Source organism: Quadrisphaera sp. RL12-1S (assembly GCF_014270065.1).
Classification (GTDB): domain Bacteria; phylum Actinomycetota; class Actinomycetes; order Actinomycetales; family Quadrisphaeraceae; genus Quadrisphaera.
On the sequence record NZ_JACNME010000014.1, the window covers coordinates 87,797 to 110,675 of the forward strand.

The 22,879-nt window shown below is 74.4% G+C and carries 24 protein-coding genes, 1 tRNA gene and 1 pseudogene; 8 read left to right on the forward strand and 18 right to left on the reverse strand.

Annotation, left to right across the window (positions count from 1 at the left end; all coding sequences use genetic code 11):
* Position 1: 1 nt before the first annotated feature.
* The 3 genes from H7K62_RS19045 (at position 2) to H7K62_RS19055 (ending at position 2,015) form a co-directional block, all read left to right on the forward strand.
* Positions 2-1,039, forward strand: a complete 1,038-nt coding sequence (locus H7K62_RS19045) for a flagellin N-terminal helical domain-containing protein (protein ID WP_186721590.1) — start codon at positions 2-4, stop codon at positions 1,037-1,039.
* Positions 1,040-1,158: 119 nt separating this feature from the next.
* Positions 1,159-1,581, forward strand: coding sequence for a flagellar assembly protein FliW (locus H7K62_RS19050; RefSeq protein ID WP_186721592.1), 423 nt, complete (start codon positions 1,159-1,161; stop codon positions 1,579-1,581).
* A 278-nt stretch (positions 1,582-1,859) separates the two neighbouring features.
* The gene (locus tag H7K62_RS19055; protein ID WP_186721593.1) at positions 1,860-2,015 is read left to right on the forward strand and encodes a hypothetical protein; all 156 of its coding nucleotides are present in this window, start codon (positions 1,860-1,862) and stop codon (positions 2,013-2,015) included.
* 163 nt (positions 2,016-2,178) lie between these two features.
* Here the strand turns inward: H7K62_RS19055 and H7K62_RS19060 are convergent, their stop codons facing one another.
* The 10 genes from H7K62_RS19060 to H7K62_RS19105 all read right to left on the reverse strand — a co-directional run bounded on the left by H7K62_RS19060 (position 2,179) and on the right by H7K62_RS19105 (position 12,004).
* Positions 2,179-2,664 carry a hypothetical protein gene (locus tag H7K62_RS19060; RefSeq protein WP_186721595.1) on the reverse strand — a complete coding sequence of 162 codons (486 nt, stop codon included), beginning with the start codon at positions 2,662-2,664 and terminating at the stop codon, positions 2,179-2,181.
* Entirely contained in the window at positions 2,664-3,026 is a 363-nt protein-coding gene (locus tag H7K62_RS19065; RefSeq protein WP_186721597.1) for a response regulator, read from the reverse strand. Before H7K62_RS19065 ends, H7K62_RS19060 begins: the two co-directional genes overlap by 1 nt.
* Positions 3,027-3,060: 34 nt before the next feature.
* A complete protein-coding gene (locus H7K62_RS19070; protein ID WP_186721598.1) occupies positions 3,061-3,546 on the reverse strand; it encodes a chemotaxis protein CheX in 486 nt (161 codons plus the stop codon).
* On the reverse strand, positions 3,543-3,923 hold the full coding sequence (locus H7K62_RS19075) for a response regulator (RefSeq protein WP_139710793.1): 381 nt from the start codon (positions 3,921-3,923) through the stop codon (positions 3,543-3,545). Before H7K62_RS19075 ends, H7K62_RS19070 begins: the two co-directional genes overlap by 4 nt.
* A gap of 104 nt (positions 3,924-4,027) precedes the next feature.
* Positions 4,028-4,846: a CheR family methyltransferase gene (locus H7K62_RS19080; RefSeq protein ID WP_186721600.1), complete on the reverse strand. Its 819-nt coding sequence runs from the start codon at positions 4,844-4,846 to the stop codon at positions 4,028-4,030.
* Positions 4,843-6,096 carry a protein-glutamate methylesterase/protein-glutamine glutaminase gene (locus H7K62_RS19085; RefSeq protein WP_186721602.1) on the reverse strand — a complete coding sequence of 418 codons (1,254 nt, stop codon included), beginning with the start codon at positions 6,094-6,096 and terminating at the stop codon, positions 4,843-4,845. Before H7K62_RS19085 ends, H7K62_RS19080 begins: the two co-directional genes overlap by 4 nt.
* 167 nt (positions 6,097-6,263) lie before the next feature.
* Positions 6,264-7,286 (reverse strand): hypothetical protein, encoded by a 1,023-nt coding sequence (locus H7K62_RS19090; protein ID WP_186721604.1) that lies wholly within the window; start codon positions 7,284-7,286, stop codon positions 6,264-6,266.
* A gap of 155 nt (positions 7,287-7,441) precedes the next feature.
* The gene (locus H7K62_RS19095; RefSeq protein WP_186721647.1) at positions 7,442-7,849 is read right to left on the reverse strand and encodes a chemotaxis protein CheW; all 408 of its coding nucleotides are present in this window, start codon (positions 7,847-7,849) and stop codon (positions 7,442-7,444) included.
* Positions 7,850-7,898: 49 nt separating this feature from the next.
* Positions 7,899-10,379 carry a chemotaxis protein CheA gene (locus H7K62_RS19100; RefSeq protein WP_186721606.1) on the reverse strand — a complete coding sequence of 827 codons (2,481 nt, stop codon included), beginning with the start codon at positions 10,377-10,379 and terminating at the stop codon, positions 7,899-7,901.
* 44 nt (positions 10,380-10,423) lie between these two features.
* The gene (locus tag H7K62_RS19105) at positions 10,424-12,004 is read right to left on the reverse strand and encodes a methyl-accepting chemotaxis protein (protein WP_370591852.1); all 1,581 of its coding nucleotides are present in this window, start codon (positions 12,002-12,004) and stop codon (positions 10,424-10,426) included.
* 196 nt (positions 12,005-12,200) lie between these two features.
* On the opposite strand from H7K62_RS19105, the gene H7K62_RS19110 reads away from it, so the two are divergent.
* The 4 genes from H7K62_RS19110 to H7K62_RS24300 all read left to right on the forward strand — a co-directional run bounded on the left by H7K62_RS19110 (position 12,201) and on the right by H7K62_RS24300 (position 16,272).
* A complete protein-coding gene (locus H7K62_RS19110) occupies positions 12,201-12,653 on the forward strand; it encodes a DUF4383 domain-containing protein (RefSeq protein ID WP_186721608.1) in 453 nt (150 codons plus the stop codon).
* 11 nt (positions 12,654-12,664) lie between these two features.
* Positions 12,665-14,551 carry a putative bifunctional diguanylate cyclase/phosphodiesterase gene (locus tag H7K62_RS19115; protein ID WP_186721610.1) on the forward strand — a complete coding sequence of 629 codons (1,887 nt, stop codon included), beginning with the start codon at positions 12,665-12,667 and terminating at the stop codon, positions 14,549-14,551.
* Positions 14,548-15,579 (forward strand): GGDEF domain-containing protein, encoded by a 1,032-nt coding sequence (locus H7K62_RS19120; protein ID WP_186721612.1) that lies wholly within the window; start codon positions 14,548-14,550, stop codon positions 15,577-15,579. The genes H7K62_RS19115 and H7K62_RS19120 overlap by 4 nt, the downstream gene beginning before the upstream one ends.
* Positions 15,580-15,954: 375 nt before the next feature.
* Entirely contained in the window at positions 15,955-16,272 is a 318-nt protein-coding gene (locus tag H7K62_RS24300; RefSeq protein WP_370591854.1) for an HNH endonuclease signature motif containing protein, read from the forward strand.
* 9 nt (positions 16,273-16,281) lie between these two features.
* Here H7K62_RS24300 and H7K62_RS19130 read toward each other — a convergent pair.
* A tRNA-Ser gene (locus H7K62_RS19130) sits at positions 16,282-16,368 on the reverse strand.
* Positions 16,369-16,426: 58 nt separating this feature from the next.
* Positions 16,427-17,692: a GNAT family N-acetyltransferase gene (locus H7K62_RS19135; RefSeq protein ID WP_186721616.1), complete on the reverse strand. Its 1,266-nt coding sequence runs from the start codon at positions 17,690-17,692 to the stop codon at positions 16,427-16,429.
* A gap of 145 nt (positions 17,693-17,837) precedes the next feature.
* On the opposite strand from H7K62_RS19135, the gene H7K62_RS19140 reads away from it, so the two are divergent.
* Positions 17,838-18,794, forward strand: coding sequence for a PAC2 family protein (locus tag H7K62_RS19140; protein WP_222437877.1), 957 nt, complete (start codon positions 17,838-17,840; stop codon positions 18,792-18,794).
* On the opposite strand, the gene epsC is transcribed toward H7K62_RS19140, so the two are convergent.
* From epsC to H7K62_RS19170, 6 genes and pseudogenes are all read right to left on the reverse strand, one after another.
* The gene (gene epsC / locus H7K62_RS19145; protein WP_186721620.1) at positions 18,767-19,393 is read right to left on the reverse strand and encodes a serine O-acetyltransferase EpsC; all 627 of its coding nucleotides are present in this window, start codon (positions 19,391-19,393) and stop codon (positions 18,767-18,769) included. The genes H7K62_RS19140 and epsC overlap by 28 nt on opposite strands.
* Positions 19,390-20,319, reverse strand: coding sequence for a cysteine synthase A (gene cysK, locus H7K62_RS19150; protein WP_186721622.1), 930 nt, complete (start codon positions 20,317-20,319; stop codon positions 19,390-19,392). The genes epsC and cysK overlap by 4 nt, the downstream gene beginning before the upstream one ends.
* A 75-nt stretch (positions 20,320-20,394) precedes the next feature.
* On the reverse strand, positions 20,395-21,033 hold the full coding sequence (locus tag H7K62_RS19155) for a GTP-binding protein (protein WP_186721624.1): 639 nt from the start codon (positions 21,031-21,033) through the stop codon (positions 20,395-20,397).
* A complete protein-coding gene (locus H7K62_RS19160; RefSeq protein ID WP_186721626.1) occupies positions 21,014-21,454 on the reverse strand; it encodes a DUF742 domain-containing protein in 441 nt (146 codons plus the stop codon). Before H7K62_RS19160 ends, H7K62_RS19155 begins: the two co-directional genes overlap by 20 nt.
* 3 nt (positions 21,455-21,457) lie before the next feature.
* Positions 21,458-21,943: a roadblock/LC7 domain-containing protein gene (locus H7K62_RS19165; RefSeq protein ID WP_186721628.1), complete on the reverse strand. Its 486-nt coding sequence runs from the start codon at positions 21,941-21,943 to the stop codon at positions 21,458-21,460.
* Positions 21,940-22,879 (reverse strand): annotated as a pseudogene (locus tag H7K62_RS19170) (hypothetical protein); the annotation flags it as partial. The gene H7K62_RS19165 and the pseudogene H7K62_RS19170, both read right to left, overlap by 4 nt.

A 22,879-nucleotide genomic window follows, 5' to 3' on the forward strand; every position in this document is an offset into this window, starting at 1 on the left:
GATGACCGAACGCGTGACACACCGCTCGCTCCAGGAGTCGGCGCTCGCCCGCATCCAGGGCAACCTGCAGCGGATCGGCCTCCTGCAGGACCAGATCTCCAGCGGCAAGAAGATCACGAAGCCGTCGGACGACCCGTCGGGCACGGTCTCCAGCCTCGCGCTGCGCCAGCAGCTGCGGCTGAACGACATGTACCAGACGCAGGCCGACGACGGCACGAGCTGGCTCAACGCCCAGGACACGGCGCTGCAGACCACCAGCCACCTGCTCACCGCCGCGCGCACCGACGTGGTGGCGGCCCTGAACGCGGGCTTCCAGAACGACGGCAGCCGCACCGCCACCGCTGTGGACATCGACGGCATCCGGTCGAGCATCCTGGCCCTGGCCAACTCCCAGTACATGGGCCGCAACCTCTTCGCGGGCACCGCGGGCGGTGCCGCCGTCACCGCGACGGCTGCGTCCGTGACCACCCCGCCGCCCACCGGCTCTCCCGCCGGCACGCCGCCCACGTACACGCCCGCGGTCTACACGTGGTCCGCCACCGGTCCTACGGCCGCCGACGACTCCCCGGTCCAGCGCCAGATCGACGCGCAGTCGTTCGTGCGGGTCGACACCAACGGGGCGCAGATCTTCGGGACGGACACCGCCGCGAACGGCCAGACCGCCGGGCAGTCGGTGTTCTCGCTGCTGCAGCAGATCAGCGACGAGCTGAAGTCGCCCAAGTCCACCGGCACCACCACCGACCCGGCCACCGGCACCCCGGGGACCTGCCTGCCCGACCTGCTCACCAAGCTCGACGGGGCCATCAGCAAGGTGCTGACCGGCCTGGCCGACGTCGGTGCGCGCACCAACCGCCTCCAGCGGGCCCAGGAGGTCGCGACCTCCAGCAAGTACGACCTCACCGACCAGCTGTCCAAGGTCGAGGACGTCGACCTGCCGTCGTCGATGATCCAGATGTCCCTGCAGGACACGGCCTACAAGGCCGCGCTGCAGGTCACGTCCAAGGTGCTGAACACCAGCCTCATGGACTTCCTGCGCTGACCGCCGTGACCGCCCTCCTGACGGCGCCTGCGGCGCTGAGCACCCACCTGACGGAACCCTCCCCAGCCACGGACGGCGCGGACCACTCGAGGAGACTCGTGAGCAGTACCGTGATCGTGATGGACAGCGAGACGACCGGGGCCGAGTCCGCCGGTGCACCCGACCTGGCGGAGGTCCGCTTCGCCGCGCCACTGCTCGGCCTGGAGCACCTGAGCCGCTTCGCCCTGGTCGAGATCGACCCGGAGAGCCCGCTCATGGCGCTGCAGAGCCTGGAGGACGAGGCGGTCCGGCTGTTCGTGCTGGACCCCGCCGAGGTCGTCACCGGCTACTCCCCCGTCTTCGACGGCGTGTCCCGCGCAGCCGTCGGCCTCGCTCCCGGGGAGCCGGGCCTGCTGCTCGTCGTGGTGAGCCCGGGCGCCTCGCTGGTGGACTCCACCGTCAACCTGCTCGCGCCGATCCTCGTGAACGGCACGAGCGGCGTGGCCGCCCAGGTCGTGCTGGCCGGCAGCAGCTACCCGCTGCGCCAGCCGCTGGCGGCCTGACCCACCAGCTCGCACCCGCTGCGCCCCAGAGGCCGGCGCCCCCACCGGGGTGCCGGCCTCCGGCGTGTGAGAGCTCGCCACCACGCGTCGACAGGCGCCCCGCCGTCGGATCCTCACCTCGCCCACGATCGAGCACCTGCGCACCACCCGGGTGCTCCGCACGCAGCCGTCGTGACGCGCAGACGTGTGATCGTCAACAGGTGGGGGTGCAGCCGGCGGTCATCCTGGGCGGCGCGGCTCATCGTCGTCGCCCTCGGCACCGTCGATCGTGGCGTTCCGTGGCCGCGCTCTCCCTCCTCGAGACACGGAACGCCAAGGTCGACACGCCGTGGGCGGGTGGCGCGCAGCAGCCCCGCGGCACAGCCACCACGATCAAGCACCTGCGCGCCACCCGGGTGCACCGCACGCAGCCGTCGTGGCGCGTAGACGTGTGATCGTCAACGGGAGGGGTGCAGCCAGCGCCTGGCGGCGAGCCAGTCACGGGAGCTGGGCGCGGACGCGCGGGAGGGCCGGCTCCCCCACCAGGGGGAGCCGGCCCTCCGTGCGCTGCCGAGCGCTGACCGACCCGCGAGGGCCGGAGCTGTGACGCCCGGTGCGTCAGACCAGGACGACCGCCAGGGCGCCCTTGCCGTAGCCCTTGACCTCGACGGTGTAGTCGACGCGGCCGCCGCGCTTGGCGAGGTTGGCCGAGACGTCGCCCGCGAGCGCCTCGCCGGGGGCGTGGTGGCTGTAGAGGCGCAGGTGCGGGGCACCGGGGGTGTTGAAGAGCGACGCCATGATGTTGAGCACCTCGGCGGCGTTCTCGCGGTGGGTCTTGGGGAGCTCGCCGTCGGACACGAGGTCCTGGGCCCCGCCGGGCGGCATGAGGCCGATGGCGGCTCCGGAGTAGACCGCCAGCGGCAGGTCCACGGCCACGAGGGCGCGCATGGCGAGCGCGTCGTCCACGTAGGTGGCCACGAGGTTCTTGCCGGACGCGTCCAGCGTGCCGCCCTCGTGGAACTCGCAGCTCTTGCCCAGGAGGCCCTCGAAGAGGTCCTTGACGTCCTTGGCCGCGGGCAGCGGCGTGGTGGCGGTCCCGGGCATCAGCCGATCACCGAGCCCAGGTGGCTCTCGAACGTCTCGGGGGTGAAGGGCTTGGCGATGAGGAACAGGGCACCGGCGGCCGAGGCCGTGGAGCGCATGTCGTCGGAGCCCTCCGAGGTCACGAAGCCGAACGGCACCTCGGAGCCGGAGGCGCGCAGGGCGCGCAGGCACTCGATGCCGGTCATCTCGGGCATGTTCCAGTCGGACAGCACCAGGTCCGGCCGCTCGCTGGCGACCTTGTCGAGGGCGTCGCGGCCGTTCTCGGCCTCCACGACCTCGTGGCTGTCGTACCCCGCCTGGCGCAGTGTGCGGATCACGATCTGCCGCATCACGCGGCTGTCGTCAGCGATGAGGATCTTCACGGTCGGTTCCCTCGCGGTAGGGGTGGGTGGTCGGTCAGCTCGGCAGCGGGACGGAGCAGATGGCGATGTCGAAGGGCTCACCGCGCCAGAGGCTGGCGATGCGGTGCTCGTCGACGCCGTTGTGGGGCGCGTCGGTGCCCACGAGGGGCAGCGTCAGGGAGGAGGCCTCCGGCAGGAGGGCCTTGAGGCCACCGCCGACGACGTTGGCGAGCTCGCCGAAGCCGTCCTCGACGTCCTCGGCGTCCAGCACCTCGGGGGCCCGGCCGCGCAGCAGGGCGCGGGTGAGCTCCTCAGCGGTGCTGGGCGAGCAGGTGAGGGTGACGCGACCGCGCCAGGGGCCGTCGATGCCGACCCACGCGCTGACGGTCTCCTCGGGCAGCTCGCCCTCCAGTGGCACGAGGACCTCGTCCTCGCCCACGAAGGAGGCGAAGATCTCGTCCGCGATGGCGCGGACGCTGTCCTCGGGGAGCAGCTCGGCGGGGGTCACCGCGGTCGAGGGGGTGTCCAGGAGCTCGCTCACGGCACCTCCACCGGGACCAGGCCGAGCAGCGACAGCTTGTCGCGCAGGGCGTCGGGGGTGAAGGGCTTGATGAGGTACTCGTGGGCGCCGGCGGCCAGCGCCCGGACGATCTGCCCGTGCTCGCTCTCCGTGGTCACCATCATGAGCGTGACGTCGCGCCACGCCGCGTTCGCCCGGACCGCGCTGACGAAGGACAGGCCGTCCATGACGGGCATGTTCCAGTCGATGCAGGCGAGGTCGGGGACGCGCCCGGCCTCGAGGACGTCCAGCGCCTCGCGGCCGTCGCCGGCCTGCTCGACCTCGTAGCCGAGGTCCTCGAGGATGCCGCCGACGATCCTGCGCATCGCGCGCGAGTCGTCGATCACCAGTGCGTGCACTGCTCTCCCTCTCTCTGTGCGGTCCGTCGCGGTCTGCGGCGGGTGGTGCGGGTCGGAACGGTCAGGGACGGTCGGGGGACGGTCGGGGACGGGACGCCGGCGGCTCAGCCGACCGGCCGGTAGGCGGAGGTGCGGCCCAGGGCCACGCGCTCCCACCCGGCGTCCACGCCGAGCGTGGTCTCGGCGGCCCCGAGGAACAGCCAGCCGTCGGGGCGCATGAGGGCGCGGACGCGGCGCAGGATGTCCTGCTTGGTGGGGACGTCGAAGTAGATGAGCACGTTGCGCAGGAAGACCACGTCGAACGGGCCCATCCGCGGGAACGGCTGCGCGAGGTTCATCTGGCTCGCGGTGACCATCGAGCGCAGGGCCGGGGCGACCTCCCACTCGGCTCCCGCGCGGGTGAAGTGGCGCACGAGCATGGGGGCGGGCAGGCCGCGGTTGACCTCGAGCTGGCTGAACCGGCCGGCCTTCGTGCGCTCGACCATCTCCACCGACAGGTCGGTGGCGGTGATGGCCAGGCGCGAGGCGGCGGCCGGGACGGTGTCGGAGGCGACCATCGCGATGGTGTAGGCCTCCTGGCCGCTGGAGCAGGCAGCGGACCAGAAGCGCAGCTTCTCGCCGGGGTTGCGGGCGGCGAGCAGCTGCGGGAACACCGTGGTGCCCAGCTGGGAGAACGGGTCGCCGTCGCGGAACCAGGAGGTCTCGTTGGTGGTGAGCGCCTCCACGATGGACTGCGTGGTGGCGCGGTCGGGGTGGCGGCGGGCCTTCTCCACCAGCTCGGCGACGCCGGAGGCACCGGCGCGGCGCGCCAGCGGCAGCAGACGCGCCTCGACCAGGTACTCCTTGCCGGGGCTCAGGACGATGGCGCTCTCGCGGCGCACCAGGTCGGCGACGAAGCCGAAGTCGTGGGCGGCCAGGCTCATCGAGCACCTCCGAACAGGGTCGGGCGCGCGGTGTGCGGCGCCGGGGGGCGGTGGAAGGCGGGGGAGGCCGCCGGAGCCAGGGACGGCCCGGTGGCGGGGCGTGCGGCGGGAACAGCAGCGGCGGGCTCGGGCGCGGCTGCGCGCTGCACCCCGGATCCGCGGGGCAGGCGCCGCAGCACGGCGTCGGCGATGGAGCCCAGCGGCAGCACCTCGTCGGCGCTTCCGGAGGTGGTGACGGCGCCCGGCATGCCCCAGACCACGGAGGTGGCCTTGTCCTGGGCGATGACGTAGCCGCCGGCGGCGCGCACGCGGGCCGCGCCGAGCTTGCCGTCCGAGCCCATGCCGGTGAGGACGACGGCCAGGACGGCACCGTCGTAGGCGTCCACCACGGAGCGGAACAGCGGGTCGACGGCGGGGCGGCAGAAGTTCTCCGGCGGGTCCTGCGTCAGCACGGTGCGCTTCTCGCGGTCCACGGTCTTCACCGTGAGGTGCCAGTCACCGGGGGCGAGGTGCACGGTGCCGGGCCGCAGCACGGTCCCCGCGGTCGCCTCGACCACGTCGAGCGCGCACAGCCGGTCCAGGCGCGCGGCGAACTGCGTGGTGAACAGCGGCGGCATGTGCTGCACGAGGAGCACCGGCACGGGGAGGTCGCGGGGCAGCCGCGGCAGGACGCTCGTGAGCGCCTCGGGACCGCCGGTGGAGGAACCGATGACCAGGACCGACGCCTGGCGGGGCGGGACCGTGCGCGGCCCGGGGACCACTGGGGCGGCGGCGCTGCCCCCGGGGACGGCGGCGAGGTCCGCGGCGCGCGGCACGGCGGCCGTCTGCGCGGGGGTGGGGGTGCGACCGGTCAGGGCCAGCAGCTTGGGCAGCAGCTGCTCGCGCACCTGCGCCATGGACGCCTGCACGGAGCCGACGTTGGCGGGCTTGGTGACGTAGTCGGACGCGCCGGCGGTCAGCGCCTCGAGGGTCGCGGCGGCGCCGCGGTCCGTCAGGGTGCTGAACATGATGATGGGCAGGCGGCGCTCGGTCTTGCGGATCTCGCGGACCGCCTCGATGCCGTTCATCTCGGGCATCTCGATGTCCATGGTCACCGCGTCCGGACGCAGCGCTGCGATCTTGCCGAGGGCGAGCCGGCCGTTGGACGCGGTGCCGACCACCTCGACCTGCGGGTCCCCCGACAGGCAGTCGGTGACGATCTTGCGGACGACGACGGAGTCATCGACGACGAGCACCCTGATCGGCTGCACCGACGGCCTCCCTGACTCGAGCGCACCTGCGCTGGTGCGCGGCGTACTCAGGGGATCGGCGGTCGGGGGCGGTGGGTTGAGCGGCTAGTGGTGGAGACCTCGCGGGGGGACGGCTGTTGCCCCGTTCAGCCCACTGCCTCGCGGGCGGCAGGCCTGCGACCTGCGGTTCAGCAGCCGGCCAGGGTGCGCCCGGTGACGGCGGCCCACGGCTGGGCGAGCAGCTCGAGGGACTCCGAGCCCAGCAGGTCGGCCACGAGGACGCCCTGCACGCAGCCGGCCACGGCGTTCCAGACGCCCGTGGCGCCGTCGTCGACGCCGAACCCGCCGTCCAGGAAGGCCTGCACGGCCAGCATCTGCGCGGCCGCGGCGGCCTCGGTGCGACCCGACGCGTGGGCGGCCCAGCACGCGTCGTGCATGGCCTCCGACCACGACCGGCCCGGGGCCCCGTCGACGGAGCCACCGCCGCCGGGCGCCAGGCGGGCCTGAGCGGCCAGGCGGGAGGCGTCCACGGCCGCGCGCCACCGGCGGCGGCCCTCGGCGTCGGTGCTGCGCAGGCCGGACAGGACCTCGGACAGCGCCGGTCCCCACGGCGTGCGAGGGTCCGGGGCGAGGTCGAAGGTGCCGGGCACCGAGCCCGCCACGGCGCGCTCGTACGGCTCGGACAGGCGCCGGCGCAGGGAGCGGGGCAGCTCACGGGCGGCGTAGGCGGCCACGGCGGCGTCGGCCAGCACGTCGGCTGCCAGGGCGCGGTCCACGGCTCCCCCGTCGGTGAGGTCGTCGTCCACCGGACCGTCGACGGGGCCGTCCGCAGCGCCGACGACGGCGAGGGCCTCGCTGCGCACGAGCCGCTCGAAGGCGGCGGCGCTGCCGACCATCGCCGAGCGCAGCTGCTCGGCCAGAGCGGCGAGCCGCTCGTGCTCTCCGGAGGCGACGGCGTCCGCCGTGGTCGAGGAGTGCTGCAGGCGCGGTCCCTGCGCGGCCATCTCGCGGGCCCGCACGGACTCCTGGGCGCACAGCAGCGGGTCGGCCGAGGGGTCGGAGGTGCGCAGCGGGTGGTGCGCGGCGAGCAGTGCCCACTCCGCGGGTCCGCTGCGCAGGGCCGAGACCACCACGCCGGCCGCCTGGCGGCCGCCAGGCAGCCGGACCAGGTCGTAGCCGAGGGTGGCGGCGCTGGTCAGGGTGTACGGCACCGGCCCAGGGTGCATCGCTCAGCGTGACGACGCGAACCCCGCTCACCCATCCGCCGTAGCGGAGGGTGAGCGGGGTTCGGCGCTGGGTGTCCGATCCGGGCGCTTTGCGGCGTCCGGACCGCGACGGGTGGCGCCCGACCGGGTGTCGGCCGGTGTCAGCCCGTGACGGCGCGGTTGACGTCGAGGGCCAGCAGCAGCCGTCCCTCGGTCTTGTACGCCCCGCGGATGAGGTCGCGGACCTCGCCGTCCAGGGTGTCGGGGACCGGCTCGAAGCTGCGGTCGTCCAGCTCGACGACGTCGGCGATGGAGTCGACCAGCAGGCTGATGGACTCCCCGTGCAGGCGGACCACGATGTTCACCGCGTCCTGGCCCTCCGGGCGCGCCGGCATCGACAGCCGCGCCCGCAGGTCGATGGCGGTGACCACCTCGCCGCGCAGGTTGATGAGGCCGGCGATGGCGGCGCTGTGCAGCGGCACCCGCGTGACCTTCTGGGCCCGCAGCACCTCCTGCACCTGTTCCACCTCGAGGCCGTACAGGGCCCCTGCCAGCTCGAACGTCAGCATCCGCGTGGCCACGGCGGTGGTCGGGCGGGTGGCTGTCCTGGTGCTCACGTCAGACCTCCACGGACTCGGTCAGGCCCTCGACGCCCACGGCGTCGTCGAGGATGCGGGAGAAGAACGCCGGGTCGGCGGTGAGGATCGCGGCGCGGACGTCGAGCATCTCCGTGACGCGGTCCGCGATGACGGCCGAGCCCAGCAGGCCGTGGTCGTCGATGTCGGACAGCACCGAGGCGCTGGAGCCGTCCACCACGTCCAGGATCGACTCGACCACGATGGCGACGCTGCGGCCGCCCTGGCGCGGGTCGGCGTACACGACCACCTCGAGGTCGGTGCGGTCGGACTCGGCGTAGGCGCCGAGGTAGCGGTCCAGGCGCACGATCGGGAGGATCTCCCCGCGGTACTGGACCACCTCGCGCGACCCGACGGTCTCCACGCTGCTGGCGGCGATGCGCTCCAGGCGGGTGACCATGTCGAGCGGGATCGCCACCTGGCGGCCACCGCCGATGCCGGCGACGAGCAGGCGCTCGCCGGTGCCGGCAGCGGCCTCGGTGCGGTCGTCGCGCAGGCTCTCGAGGCGCTCGGCCGCCACGCCGCGCAGGGCGCGGCGCGCGAGGGACTGCACGTCGAGGATGAGCGCGACGGCGCCGTCGCCCAGGATCGTGGCGCCGGAGAACAGGCCCACGGCCTTGAGCTGGTTGCCCAGCGCCTTGACCACGATCTCCTCGGTGTTGAGCACCCGGTCGACCACGAGGCCGAAGCGGCGCCCCTCGGAGGCGAGGACGGCGATGGTGATCCGCTCGCCCGCGCCGTCGGCGCGCACGCTCGGCGTGACGCCGAGGACGTCGGCGAGGTTGACCAGCGGGAGCAGCTCCCCGCGCAGGCGGTAGACGGGAGCGCCGCCGACCTCCTCCAGCAGGCCCGGGTCGGACTCGACGTCCAGCGCCACGAGCTCCTGGAGGTTGACGCGCGGGATGGCGTACTGCTCGGTGCCGGAGACCACGGTCAGCGCCGGCATGATCGCCAGCGTCAGCGGGATCCGCAGGCGGCAGGTGGTGCCGCGGCCCGGGACGGACTCGACCTCGATGGTCCCGCCGATGGCCTCGACGTTGGTCTTGACCACGTCCATGCCCACACCGCGCCCGGAGACGTTGGTGACGGCGGCGGCCGTGGAGAAGCCGGGCGCGAAGATCAGCTGGAGGACGTCGGCCGGGGCCATGCGGTCCAGCACGTCCTGGGTGATGACGCCCTTGCGGACGGCCGAGGCGCCGATGACGGCGGGGTCGATGCCCTTGCCGTCGTCGGAGACCTCCACGACCACCTGGCCGCTCTCGTGGCGGGCCGCGAGCCGCAGCACGCCCTCGCGGGGCTTGCCGGCGGCGACGCGGTCGGCCGGCGCCTCGATGCCGTGGTCCACCGCGTTGCGCACCAGGTGCGTCAGCGGGTCCTTGACGGCCTCCAGGAGCGTGCGGTCGAGCTCGGTCTCGCGGCCCACCATGTCGAGGCGGACCTGGCGGCCGCACTGGGCGCCCAGGTCGCGCACGACGCGGGGCAGCTTGGCCCACAGCGCGTCGATGGGCTGCATGCGCGTCTTCATGACGCCCTCCTGCAGCTCACCGGCGATGAGGTTGAGGCGCTGGGCGGCGCGGGTGAGCTCCAGGTCGTCCGTGAGGGCGGCCACCTGGCGCAGGATCTGGTTGCGGGCCAGCACCAGCTCACCGGTGAGGCGCATGAGGTCGTCGAGCACGTCGACGTCCACGCGGATCGAGGAGTCCGCCGCGCTGCGGCGGTGCTCGCCGTCGTTCGCGGCGGCCTTGGCCGGTGCGGCGGCGGCCGCGGGAGCCTTGGCCGGGGTCGCGGCGGCGGTCATAGGGACCTCTACGACCTCGGCGACCGGCTCGGCCTCGTCGTCGGCGTGCTGGTCGGCCGGCTCGTCGGCGTGCGCGTCGGCGTGCGCGTCGGCGTGCGCGTCGACACCGTCCTGGACCGGCTCCTCAGCGACAGGAGCGGCCTCGGCCACCGGAGCAGCCTCAGCGACAGGAGCGGGCTCGGCGACCGGGGCGGCAGCGGCGCGGCCGCGCTTGGCCGGGGCCTTCTCCACGGCGGGAGCGGCCGCGGGGGCCGCGGCGGCCGGAGCCGCCGGAGCGGCGGTGCCGTCGAGCACGGCCTTGATCTGCGCCACCGTCGGCTCGACGTCGAGGTCGCCCTCGGACCCGCTGTCCTCGAGGCTGCCGAGCAGCCCGCGGATGGTGTCGACCATGGCCAGCAGCGCGTCGGCCGTGGCCGGCTCCATGACCATCACGCCGTCGCGCAGCTTGGCGAGGAGGTTCTCGCCCACGTGCGCGACGCTCTCGAGCTTGCTCAGCGCGAGGAACCCGCTGGTGCCCTTGATGGTGTGGATGGTGCGGAACACGCTCGCCAGCAGCTCGCGCGATCCGGGCGCCTGCTCGAGCGCCACCAGGTCCCTGTCGAGCTGGTCGAGGTTCTCGTAGCTCTCGACGAGGAACTCGCCGATGATCTCATCCATGCCGTCCACGCGGCTGCCTCCTGGTCCTGGTGACTGATCGGTCGGGGTAGGGGTCAGAGCCGGAACGCGCCGACCGCGGAGCGCAGCTCCGCTGCCGTGCGTGACAGCTCCTCCGCCGTCCGCGTCGTCTCCGACGCCGACAGCGTGGTCTGGGTGGCGGCGCTCGCGACGCCGCCGATGTTCGCGCTGATCTCCTGCGCGCCGGAGGAGACCTCGGTGACCGAGCGGACCATCTCCGCCGTCGTCGCCGACTGCTCCTCGACCGCCGAGGCCACGGTGGCCTGCAGCGCGTCGATGCGGGCGATGACCTCGCTGATCTGCTCGATCGCCGCGGTCGCGTCGGCAGCGTCGGCCTGGGCGGTGTGGACCCGGGCCACGATCTGCTCGGTCGCCTTGGAGGTCTGGCCCGCGAGGTCCTTGACCTCACCGGCCACCACGGCGAAGCCCTTGCCGGCCTCGCCGGCGCGGGCGGCCTCGATGGTGGCGTTCAGGGCCAGCAGGTTGGTCTGCTCGGCGATGGAGGTGATGAGCTTGACGACGTCGCCGATCTCGCGGCTGGACGTGCCGAGGCGCTCGAGGATCTTCCCCGCGGACTCGGCGTTGGCCACCGCGTCAGCGGCGGTGCGGGACGCGGTGGAGGTGGAGGAGGCGATCTCCCCGATGGCGGAGGTCATCTCCTCGCCGGCCGCGGCGATGGTGGACATCGACGCGGAGATCTCCTCCGAGGCCGCAGCGACCAGCTTCGCCTGGACGGCGGACTCCTCCGCCCCGGCCGACAGCTGCGTCGACGTGGCGGTGAGCCCCTGCGAGGCGGAGCCGAGGTCGTCGGCCCGGCGGCTGATCTGCCGGACCACCACGGCGAGGTTCTCGATGGAGGCGTCGGTGGCGGCGGCCAGCTGGCCGACCTCGTCCCGGCTGGTGATGCCGGTGCGCTGGTCCAGGTGGCCGTCAGCCAGGCCCTTCACAACCTGCAGCACGCGGGCCAGCGGACGGGTGATGCCGCGGCTGATGACCAGGCCGAGGGCGAGGACCACCACCAGGCCGACCAGGGAGACGGCCACGAAGAGCACGACGCTGCGCGAGTACGCGGCCTGACCGCTGGTCACCATGGCGTCCGCGGAGGCGGCCTCCGCCTTCTGCACCGCGTCCAGGGCCGCGAAGGCCGCGTCGGCGGCGGGCGTCACCTTGGCGTCGCGCAGGGCGCTGTAGCCGGCGGCGTCACCGGCCAGCGCGAGCTGCACGGACTGGTCGCGCAGGGTCCCCCACGCGCCCACGGCGTTCCACAGCGCGGTCCGGTCGGCCTCCGCGGCCTGCGGCTCGCTCCCCTGGTAGGACTTCCACGCCACCCCCATGGCGTCGACGTCCTGGGTCAGGGAGTCCGCGGCCGCCTGCTTCTTGTCCGCGCCGGCCAGCGCCACGCGCAGGACGTCGGAGCGCACCACGAGCATGCTGCTGCGCACGGCCGCGATGTCGGAGACGGAGTCGAGCTGGCTGTTGATGGCGCCGGCCCGCTGCTCAGCCGCGGAGAGCTGGACGAGGGCCGTCGCGACGACGACGACGACGAGCAGCGTGCTGAGAGCCAGCATGCCGGCGAGCTTGACCGTGATCTTCAGGTCGGCGAAGCGCTTGGCCACAGGGGTGGGCTCCTTCGGGATGGTCCTCGCTGGGGGAAGAGGACTGCTGTGCTCCCATCGGCGCGTGCGGGCCCGGACCTGAGCCTGTGGTCGGTGCCTGCTCCAGGTGAACACGAACAGCGGGTATCCCCGACGGCCGACGGCGGTCAGGGAGCGCCGCGCTCAACAGCGGCGACCGTCCTGCCGATGGGAGGACATGACCTCCTCCGCCACCAGTCCCCGCACCCGGCCCGACGGAGCTGCCCGCGCCACCGACCGCTGGACCCCCGTGCGCCTGGCCGGCGCCGGCCTCGGGTCCGTCTACCTGCTCGTCGGCGTGGCGGGCTTCGTCCTGACCGGCGTGACGTCCTGGTCGATGCAGAACAGCGCGACCCTCCTGCTGTTCCAGATCAACCCCGTGCACAACATCGCCCACCTCGGGCTGGGCGGCGCCCTGCTCGTCGGTGCGCTGCTCGGCACGGACTCCGCGCGCAGCGTGGACCGCCTGGTGGGCTTCGTCTTCCTGCTGCTCGGCCTGGTCGGCCCGTTCGTCATGGGCGGTCACATGGACCCGATCGCCCTCAACAGCCCCGACCACGCGCTGCACCTCGGCACCGCCGCCGTGCTCCTCGGCGTCGTCTGGGCCACCCGCTCGCGCCAGGCCGCCTGAGGCGCAGCGCTGTGACCCTGCCCGCCACGCCCGGCGCCCCCGGGGTGCTTCGGCGCCTGCCCGGAGGCGCGCTGCGCCTGCTGCAGCGCGCCTCCGCGCAGACCCCGGTCATCGTCAAGGTGGGCGGGCCGGTCGTCGCGGTGTCGCTGGGGATGGCCCTCTACCTCGAGGGCGCCCTGGACACGAAGGAGTGCGGCGGCACACCCGCCTGCACCGAGCTCAGCCAGCAGGTCTCGCTGGTCACCACCGACGGCACCGCGCTGCTGCTGGTGGTGCTGTGGCTGGTCTTCACGGCCTTCGTCGGCCGGCGCGCCAAGCGCCTCGCCGACGTCGCCCGGAGGGTCTCCGAGGGGGACCTCACCGCCCGCGTGGGCGCGGGCGCGGTGAGCGCCGGCTCGTCGCGCCCTCCCCGCGACGAGCTCATCCTCGTCGGCGGGCAGTTCGACAGGATGCTCGACACCCTCGTGCACGAGCAGCAGCGCCTGCGAGGGCTCACCGACGAGCTCGAGCACCGCGCCACCCACGACGACCTCACCGGGCTGGGCAACCGCCAGCTGCTGCTGCGCCACCTGCAGGAGTCCCTCGACGCGCCCCGGAGCACCCCGCTGGCCGTGGTGAAGCTGGAGCTGGACGACCTCGCCACCATCGACGCGACACTCGGCCACGACGTCGGTGAGCTGGTGGTCAGCACCACCGCGCTGCGCCTGTCCGGCGCCGTGCGCAGCGGTGAGCGGGTGGTGCGCGCCAGCGGCTCGGTCTTCTCCGTCCTCGTCGACGACGTCCCGGACGACGCCGACGCGGCCGCCATCGCCCTGCGCCTGCTCGAGGTGGTCAACCAGCCCGTCGAGGTGGAGGGCGCCACCATCGTGCTCAGCGCCTGCGCCGGCGCGGTGCTCCACCGCCCCGGTGAGGACCGCACCGCCGAGGACGTCCTGCGGGACGCGTCGCTGGCCCTGCACGCCGCGCAGCGGACCGGCGCCGACAACGGCTCCGCGGCCCGCACGGCGCTCTACACCCCCCGCCTGCGCGAGGAGGTGCTCGAGCGGGCCCGGACCGCCGACGAGCTGCGGGCCTCCCTGGCGGGTCAGGCCTCCGCGGGTGACCTGCTGGTCCACTACCAGCCGTACGCCCTGCTCACCGACCCCTCGCGGGTCGCCGGCTTCGAGGCGCTGGTGCGCTGGCAGCACCCGGCGCGCGGTCTGGTCTCGCCGCTGGACTTCGTGCCGGTGGCCGAGGAGGTGGGCCTCATCCGGCCGATCGGGCTGAAGGTGCTGCAGGACGCCGCCGAGCGCTCCGCCGCCTGGCACGCCCTCGACCCCGCGCGGGCGTGGAGCACCAGCGTCAACCTCTCCCCGCAGCAGCTGCTCGACGTCGACCTCGTGCACCGCGTGCGCGACGTGCTCGACCGGACCGGGCTCGCTCCGCAGCTGCTGACCCTCGAGCTCACCGAGACCGCCATGATGCTGGACCTCGACGGCGCGGCACGGCGCCTGCAGGCGCTGCGGGACCTCGGCGTGGGCATCGCCATCGACGACTTCGGCACCGGCTCGTCGTCGCTGTCCTACCTCCACCAGCTGCCCGTCGACGTGGTGAAGCTGGACCGGGCGTTCATCTCCCGCCTGGAGGAGGACGCGACGTCGCTGGCCATGGTCCGGGCGGTGCTCGACATCGCCTCGGCGCTGGGGCTGACCACCATCGCCGAGGGCATCGAGACGCCCGGCCAGCTGCGCATCCTCGGCGAGCTGGGCTGTGACAAGGCGCAGGGCTTCCTGCTGTCGCGCCCGGTCCCCGCCGACGTCGCGCAGGACCTCCTCACAGGGGTGCGCTCCCTCGGCGGGACGTCCCCCGCCGTCCCCGCCCCCACGCCCGCGCCCGTCGTGGAGACGCGGTCACGATGACGACGACGGGGCGCACCGCCACCCCACGCACGCCCGGGGCCGAGGCGGCCCGGGGCCTGGGGATGGTCGGGCTGCTCTCGTCGGCCTTCGTCCTGGTCTCCACCTTCACGCCCGGGCAGTCGCTCACCGTCGACCGCGACGGCGTCCGCTGGGTCAGCCTCGCCACCGCCGCGCTCGCGGCGGCCATGTACCTGCCGGTGTGGGGACGGCTCCCGCGCCGGGCGACGCTGGTCATGGTGCCTCCAGCGCTGGCGCTCATCGCCGTCCACAACAGCGTGGGCGGGGACGACCCCTACCGCTACGGCGTCTTCTACCTGCTGCTGTTCGTGTGGATCGGCTCCCACCACCCGCGGTGGACCTCGCTGTCGACGGCGCCGCTGGCGCTGGTCTCCTACACGGTGCCGCTGCTGCTCCTGCACCACCCGGGCTCGGCCTGGACCGCCGTGTACGCCGTACCGGTCTTCGTGGCGGTCGGGGAGGTCATCGCGGCGCGGTCACGGGCGCTGGGCCTGGCCAACGCCGAGCTGCGCCGCCTCGCGCACACCGACCCGCTCACCGGTCTGCTGGACCGCCGCGCCTTCACGACGTCCGCGGAGCGGCTGCGCGCCGGCGGTGAGACCGGCGTCCTCGTGGCCTTCCTCGACCTCGACGGCTTCAAGCCCGTCAACGACACCCTCGGCCACGCCGCGGGCGACGCCCTCCTGCAGCGCATCGCCGCCTACCTCGTGGCCGACGTGCGCTCGGGGGACCTCGTGGGACGCCTCGGCGGCGACGAGTTCGCCCTCATCCTGCGCGGTGCGTCCAAGCAGGACGACGCCGCCGTGGTCGAGCGCCTCTGTGCGGCGGTGGCCGACGCCTCGCCGCCGGGCGTGCCCGTCGGGGCGAGCGTGGGCCTGGCCCACCTGGACGACCACGACGACGTCGAGGCCGCGCTGCGAGCTGCGGACGCCGCCATGTACGCCGCCAAGCGCGCCGCTCGGCCGGATCGGCGCGCACTCCACGAGACCCAGCTCGAACGGCGGTCCTGAGCGCTTCACACCAAGATCGGGGCTGTCCCCGCTCCAGTTGACTCCTGACCTCGAGGGACCACGGTCACCGCATCGTCCCCTAGCAACGCAGCGAGGTTGCCGATCGCCCCACAGACCGGGGAAAGCAGAGTGCCCCACCTGATGTCCCTGCAGGCGCGGGCCGGCGGAGACACCTGGCATCGATGATTCATCGGCTCCGCTGTCGTACCCGCACGGCATCGTTGACGTCCTCAGGTGACCTAGCGGGAGAACTCTGTGGACAAGTACGAGAGGCGTCTTTGGGAGCGCATTGACGCGGCCGAGGAGCACGGCTGCTGGCTCTGGACAGCCGGCTGCAACGGTGGTGGATACGGGCAGATGTCCTGGGAGGGTCGAATGGTCCTCGTACACCGGCGCGTGTTTGAAATGCTCATCGGTCCGATCGAGAGCGGCATGTGGTTGGACCACCTCTGTCGCGTCAAGCGCTGCTGCAACCCCGATCACCTAGAACCGGTGACCCCCCGTGAGAACACTTTGCGCGGCCATTCCCCGACGGCGCTCAACGCTGCCAAGGAGCAGTGCCCGCGCGGGCATGACTACGACGGTTTCCGCGGCCCGTCGGAGCGGTTCTGCAGGCGGTGTCAGCGCAGGCACCAAGCCGCGTACGACTCGCGTCGTCGCACAACGAACTTGCGCTCCATCGACAGCGACTGATCGGCTCCGCGGAGGGCGTGGGATTCGAACCCACGGACTGGAAGACCAGTCAGCAGCTTTCAAGGCTGCCCCGTTCGGCCGCTCCGGCAGCCCTCCTCGACTCCCCCATCCTGCCCCACGACCTCCCGCTGGCGGGCCGGAGTGTGACCGGGGGTCAGAACGACGTGCCGTACTGGGGATCCCGCTCGCCCAGCAGCGCGGCTCCGAGCCTCGCCAGGACGGCCGGCTCGTCGGCCTCGACGAGACCGGCGCGCGCCAGCGGCCCCAGCCGCGTGCCGCCGAGGTAGGTGGCCCCCAGCGCGGCGACGCCGAGGCGGACGTCGGCGGGGGCGTCCGTGCGGGTGCACTCCGCGCCGTCCGGGCCGCCGCGCAGGCGGACCCGGGCGGAGGCGTCCACGCCGCCGAGCCCGCCGTCGTCGACGACGTCGAGCACGACGTCCACCTCGCACGCGTACGTGCGGGCGGTGAGCGCCGCGGGGACGTCGAGCAGCCGCACCCAGACGCCGTCCTCCACCGCCGTGGTCGTGACGACGGCGGGGTCCACCAGCAGGTGCGGCAGCGGGTCGTCGAGGGGGGCCGCGCGTCCGGCGGTGACCTGCTCCACGAGGTCGAGCGCCAGCAGCGACCGCCACAGCGAGGCGTGGGCGGCCGGGGTGGCGGCCACGAGGTCCACCAGGCGGGCCGTGGTCTGCTCGACGACGCGGTAGGTGGCGTACCCGTCGGGGTGGACCAGCACGAACAGCTCGGTGCCCCCCGAGCGCTGGTCGGGGGTGTCGGCGAGCAGCCAGTCCCACCAGGCCGCGCTGCGGGCCATCGCGCCGGGGGTGGCGGCGCACCAGCGCTCGTGCACGGCGGCGAGGTGCCCGCGCACGGCGGAGGTGGCGGCGTGGCGCGCGACCTCGGCGCACGCCAGCGCCTCCGCGACGGGCGTGAGGCGGGCGCGGCGCCTGTCGACGCGCACGGAGCGGTTGGTGGTCGCGGCGCCGTAGCCGAAGCGGCCGTAGATGGTGGCCTCGCTGGCCGTGAGGGCCGCCACGGCCGCGCCATCGGCGACGAAGCCCGCGTGCAGGTCGGCGAACAGGCGCCTCAGCAGACCGCGGCGCCGCTGGTGCAGGGCGACGCCCACCCAGGTGACACCCGGGACGGGCAGCCGCGACCCGCCGGGCACGGTCATGGTCATGGAGTAGGCGCCCGCCACCCCGACGAGCGCGTCGGACTCGGCGAGACCGGGTGCGGCGGGCTCGTGGGCCATCACGAAGCGCTCCGGCTCGAAGAGGCGCTCGAAGCCGGCGAAGTCGGGGTCAGCCCAGGTGAAGCCGAACACGCGGCCGTCGAAGGCCCGCAGGGCGGGCAGGTCGTCGCGGGTGGCGCGGCGGAGGACGGGCTCGACGGGGGCACCGGAAGGGACGGCGGGGCTCACCCCACCGACCCTGTCAGCCCTCACCACCGCCGCGCCACCGACTTCTCCCCCGTGGTCACGGAGGGGTGGGATGGTTCGAGAGGCCGGCGGTGTTGAGCGCAGCAGGCGCAGTCTGCGCACGAGCGCGCGGAGGGACGGAGGAGCGGTGCTGGCACCGGAGGACCTGTATGAGGTGGTCGCGGAGCCGACCCCTGCTGGGACCGGCGGGCACGGCCCCGTGCTGGTGCACGCCCTCACCGGCTTCGTCGACGCCGGCGCGGCCTCCCAGCTCGTGGCGACGCACCTGCTGGGCCGGCTGGAGTCCCGCGTGCTCGCCCGGTTCGACACCGACCTCGTGCACGACTACCGCGGTCGACGGCCGCCCATGACGTTCAGCGGTGACCGGTTCGAGGACGCCGACCTGCCCGAGCTGGTGCTCCACGAGGTGCTCGACGAGGCCGGGACGCCGTTCCTGCTGCTCGCGGGCTCCGAGCCGGACCTGCACTGGCAGCGGTTCGCCACCGCCGTCCACCAGCTCGCGCAGCGCGCGGGCGCGCGGCTGGCCGTCTCGCTGCAGGGCATCCCGTGGGCGGCGCCGCACACCCGCCCGGCCGCCCTCACGGCCCACGCCAGCGACCGCGCCCTCATCGCGGGGCGGCCGCGGTGGTTCGACGCCGTGGTCGTCCCCGGTCACGCGGGCGCCTTCGTGGAGCTCTCGCTGGCCCGCGCCGGCCTGCCGTCGATGGGCTTCTCGGTGCACGTCCCCCACTACCTCGGCTCGACCACCTTCCCGCCGTCGGCGGTGGCGCTGCTCGAGGCGCTCTCGCAGGCCACCGGCCTGCAGCTGGAGGAGGCCATCACCGAGCTGGCCGCCACCGGAGTGGAGGTGCTCGTCCAGGTGGACGAGCAGGTGGCCGCGTCCACCGAGACCCGCGAGGCCGTGTCGGCGCTGGAGCACCAGTACGACGCCGTGGCCGCGGGCCGCGGGCTGACCGGCCCGTCCCTCGTCTCACCCCACCTGCCCGAGGACGAGGTGGCCGACGGTGACGAGCTGGCCGCCCAGCTGGAGGCGTTCCTGCGCTCCCAGGACAGCGGTCAGGACGGGTCCGCCACCGGCTCCTGAGGCTGGCCGCCGGACGGACCGTCGTCCGGCAGGCCGGTGGTGCGGCGGGTGACGATCGTGGCCGGGACGCCCACCGCCGTGGCACCGTCGGGGACGTCCGCGAGGACCACGGCGCCCGCTCCGACGCGGGCGTCGTCGCCCACGCGGACCGCGCCGAGCACGGTGGCGCCGGCGCCGAGCACCGCGCGGTCGCCGACGACGGGGTGGCGCCGTCCCTGCTGCTCCCCCTGCAGACCGCTGACGCGGCCGCCGAGCGTGGTGCCGTGGTAGAGCAGGACGTCGTCCCCGACGACGGCGGTCTCCCCGATGACCACGCCCATGCCGTGGTCGATGACCACCCTCCGGCCGATCCGGGCCGCGGGGTGCACCTCGACGCCGGTGCGGCGACGGGCCCAGTGGGCCAGCAGGCGCGCCGGCAGCCGTCCGCTCGGGCCGCGGTGCCACAGGGCGTGCGCGGCGCGATGGGCCCACAGCGCGTGCAGCCCCGGGGACGTGAGCACCACCTCGAGGCGCGAGTGGGCGGCGGGGTCGCGCAGGAGCACCGCGTCGACGTCCTCGCGCACCCGCTCGCGCCACGAGCGCGGCGGCTGCTGGCTCACTGCATGAGGTCGCTGTAGAGGACCGTCGACAGGTAGCGCTCCCCGAAGCTGGGGATGACGACGACGACCAGCTTGCCCTCCATCTCGGGGCGGCTGGCCACCTGCACGGCGGCCGACAGGGCGGCGCCGGAGGACAGGCCCGCGAGGATGCCCTCCTCGGCGGCCGCGCGGCGGGCCCAGGCGACGGAGGTGTCGATGTCGACGTCGACCACCTCGTCGTAGACGCTCGTGTCGAGGACCTCGGGCACGAAGTTGGGGCCGATGCCCTGGATCTTGTGGGGACCGGGCTGGCCGCCGTTGAGGATCGGAGACTCCTTCGGCTCGACCGCCACCACGCGCAGCCCGGGCTTGCGCTCCTTGAGCACCTGCCCGACGCCGGTGATGGTGCCCCCCGTGCCGATGCCCGCGACGACCACGTCGACGGCGCCGTCGGTGTCCTCCCAGATCTCCTCGGCGGTGGTGCGGCGGTGCACCTCGGGGTTGGCGGCGTTGGCGAACTGGCGCACCTGCACCGCGCCGCGCTCGGTGGCGACCTCGACGGCGCGGGCGACGGCGCCCTTCATGCCCTCGCTGCCCGGGGTGAGGACCACCTCGGCGCCGTACGCCCTCAGCAGCGCACGCCGCTCGAGGCTCATCGTCTCGGGCATGGTCAGCACCACGCGGTAGCCCCGGGCCGCACCGGCCATGGCCAGGCCGATGCCGGTGTTGCCGCTGGTCGCCTCGACGACGGTGCCGCCGGGCCGCAGCTCCCCCGACGCCTCGGCGGCGTCGAGCATGGCGACGGCGATGCGGTCCTTCACGCTCGCCGACGGGTTGTAGAACTCGAGCTTGGCGACCACCTGGGCCACCGCGCCCTCGGAGAGGCGGTTGAGGCGCACCAGCGGGGTGCGGCCGACCAGCTGCGTGACGTCGTCGTAGATGCGCACGACCGCATCGAACACCCTCGGCCCGCCGGATCTTCCCCAGGTCCCCCGGGCGGCGGCTCGGGTGGCCCGCCCGGGTCAGGCCGCGAGCTGCTGGACCGCCAGCTGCACGAGGGTCACCAGCGCCTGCTTGGTGGCGGGCCGGGCGCGCGCGTCGGTGTAGAGCACCGGCACGTGGTCGGGGATGGCGAGGGCCTCGCGGACGTCCTCCAGCTCGTGCCGGGCCACGCCGTCGAAGCAGTTGACCGCCACCACGAAGGGGATGCCGCGCTGCTCGAAGTAGTCGACCGCGGAGAAGCACTGCTCGAGGCGCTCGGTGTCGACCAGCACCACCGCGCCGATCGCGCCGCGGACCAGGTCGTCCCACATGAAGAGGAACCGGTCCTGGCCGGGCGTGCCGAACAGGTACAGCCACAGGTTGCCCGGCAGCGCGATGCGGCCGAAGTCCATGGCCACCGTGGTGGTGGTCTTGCGGTCGCTGACGCCGCCGGCGTCGTCGACCCCCACCGAGTGCTCGGTCATGGCCGCCTCGGTGCTCAGCGGCTCGATGTCGGACAGGGAGCCGATGAACGTCGTCTTGCCGACGGCGAATCCGCCCGCGATGACGATCTTGACGGTGGTGGGCGCGGCGTCACCGCTGGTCACCACCTGCGGACGGTCGGCCGTGGTGCTCACCGCGGGGCTCGTGGCCGTGCTGTCAGAGGCTGCTGATGCCATCGAGGACGCTCTCCAGGACGCTGCGGGGGGAAGTGGGCGCCCAGTCGCCGGTGCGGCCGTCCGCACCGCCGCGTGAGGAGGCGCCCGCGCCGACCGGGGGCAGGACGGGGGCGTGCACGCGCACGGCGCCCGAGCGCTGCAGGTCCGTGATGACCACGCGCACCACGGGCACGGGCAGCCGCACGTGGGCGGACAGCTCCGCCACCGAGAGCCAGCCCGACGCCGTGAGCTCCAGGATGCTCCGGCACTCGCGGGTCATGCCCGTCACCGGCGTCCCCAGCGCCTGCACCAGCGCCTCCAGCGGCAGCTCGGCCGCGGTCGGGGCACGGCGACCACCGGCAACGGCGTAGGGACGGACGGTGGGGAGCTCCTCGCCGTCGTCGTCAGCCGGACCGTGGCGGCCCGGGCGCTCGGGAGCCACCGCTCACCCCTCCCGGACGGAGCGTCCGGGACCGTCCACCGGCAGCGCGGCGCGCATCTCGGCCACCAGCTGCGGGGTCAGCGCGGCGTCGGCGCGGGAGACGAGCATGGCCATCTCGTAGCCCACCATGCCCACGTCGCACGTGGCGTCCGCGACCACCGCGAGCACGGAGCCGTCGGACACGCTCATGGTGAAGAGGAACAGCTCGTCCATCTCCACGATGGCCTGCCGCACCTCCCCTCCGCGCAGCTGCCGGGCGGCACCGCGCGTGAGGCTGGACATGCCCGCCACGATGGCGGAGAGCTGGTCCCCCTCGGTGCGGTCGAGGTCCGCCGACATCGCCATGAGCAGGCCGTCGGCGGAGACCGCCAGGGTGTTGCGGGCCCCGGGCACGCGGCGGACGAAGTCGTCCAGGAGCCAGCTGAAGCCCGCGGCGGTCGTCTCCCCTCCCGCCGGCGCCTGGGTGCTCTGGCCGGTCTGAGCTGTCACCGCTCCTCCTTGGTCTGGGTGTCGCTCGGGGCGCCCGCGGGCGTGCGGCGGGCGCGGCTGACACCGCTGGTGTACCCGGCCAGCATGCTGCGGACCTCGGACGGCTCGCGGCGCCGGGGCGGGTGCGGGGCCGCAGCGCTGCGCACGACCGGGGAGGACGACGACGGCGACCGCCGCGCCAGGGGCGCCGCACCCGAGGCGAGGGCCGACGGGCGGTAGGGCTCGCGCGGGATGCGGCCGGTCTCGAAGGACGCCAGCGCCGGGGAGACGCCGGTGGCCGGCGGCATGGAGCGCAGGGGGCGCAGCGGCGCGCCCGGCTGGGCCAGCCAGCCCGCCGCGCGGTCCGCGGCGCCGCTGTCCGCCGGCTGGGCGGTCTGCTGGGCGGTCTGCTGGGCGGTCTGTTGGGCGGTCTGCGAGACCTGCGGGGTGCGACCGGTCGGCGCCGGCGCGCGCCGCGGCAGGGCGGCCGGGGAGCCTGCGGTGGCGGCGGCCACCGGCTGGAAGGCGGCCTCGGCGGTCGGGACCACCAGGCCGGCGGGCAGCGCGGCGGGCCCGGTGGTGGTGGAACCCGCCGGGGCCGCGACCGCGGGACCGGGCACCAGCGGCGGGGCCACGGGCGCCGGTGCGGGACGCGAGGCGGCGGCGGCCGCCAGCGGTGCCTCCGAGGGCGCGGGGGGCGTCTGCGCTGCAGCGGGCGCCACGGCTCGCTGCCGGTCGGTGCGCTGGCCGCGCACGGCGGGGAAGCGGCCGCTGGCCTCCAGGGCCCGCAGCTCCCGCCGCGTCATCGGCTGGACCTCGGCCGCCGCCGCGGGCACGGGGCCGCTGACGGGCGCCGAGGCCGCCGCGGACGCTCCGGCGGGTTTCGGCTCCGCGGGCGCCTCGTCTCGGGAGGGCCGGCGCGGGAAGAGCCCGCGCCGGGGGGCGGCGCGGTCGGCG

What these genes read in the sequence shown, in the direction of transcription:
- H7K62_RS19045 (WP_186721590.1), top strand. Translation starts at nt 2, where the DNA reads ATGACCGAACGCGTGACACACCGCTCGCTCCAGGAGTCGGCGCTCGCC.
- H7K62_RS19050 (WP_186721592.1), top strand. Translation starts at nt 1,159, where the DNA reads ATGGACAGCGAGACGACCGGGGCCGAGTCCGCCGGTGCACCCGACCTG.
- H7K62_RS19060 (WP_186721595.1), bottom strand. Translation starts at nt 2,664, where the DNA reads ATGCCCGGGACCGCCACCACGCCGCTGCCCGCGGCCAAGGACGTCAAG.
- H7K62_RS19080 (WP_186721600.1), bottom strand. Translation starts at nt 4,846, where the DNA reads ATGAGCCTGGCCGCCCACGACTTCGGCTTCGTCGCCGACCTGGTGCGC.
- H7K62_RS19095 (WP_186721647.1), bottom strand. Translation starts at nt 7,849, where the DNA reads ATGCTGACGTTCGAGCTGGCAGGGGCCCTGTACGGCCTCGAGGTGGAA.
- H7K62_RS19110 (WP_186721608.1), top strand. Translation starts at nt 12,201, where the DNA reads ATGACCTCCTCCGCCACCAGTCCCCGCACCCGGCCCGACGGAGCTGCC.
- H7K62_RS19120 (WP_186721612.1), top strand. Translation starts at nt 14,548, where the DNA reads ATGACGACGACGGGGCGCACCGCCACCCCACGCACGCCCGGGGCCGAG.
- H7K62_RS24300 (WP_370591854.1), top strand. Translation starts at nt 15,955, where the DNA reads ATGGTCCTCGTACACCGGCGCGTGTTTGAAATGCTCATCGGTCCGATC.
- H7K62_RS19155 (WP_186721624.1), bottom strand. Translation starts at nt 21,033, where the DNA reads ATGGCATCAGCAGCCTCTGACAGCACGGCCACGAGCCCCGCGGTGAGC.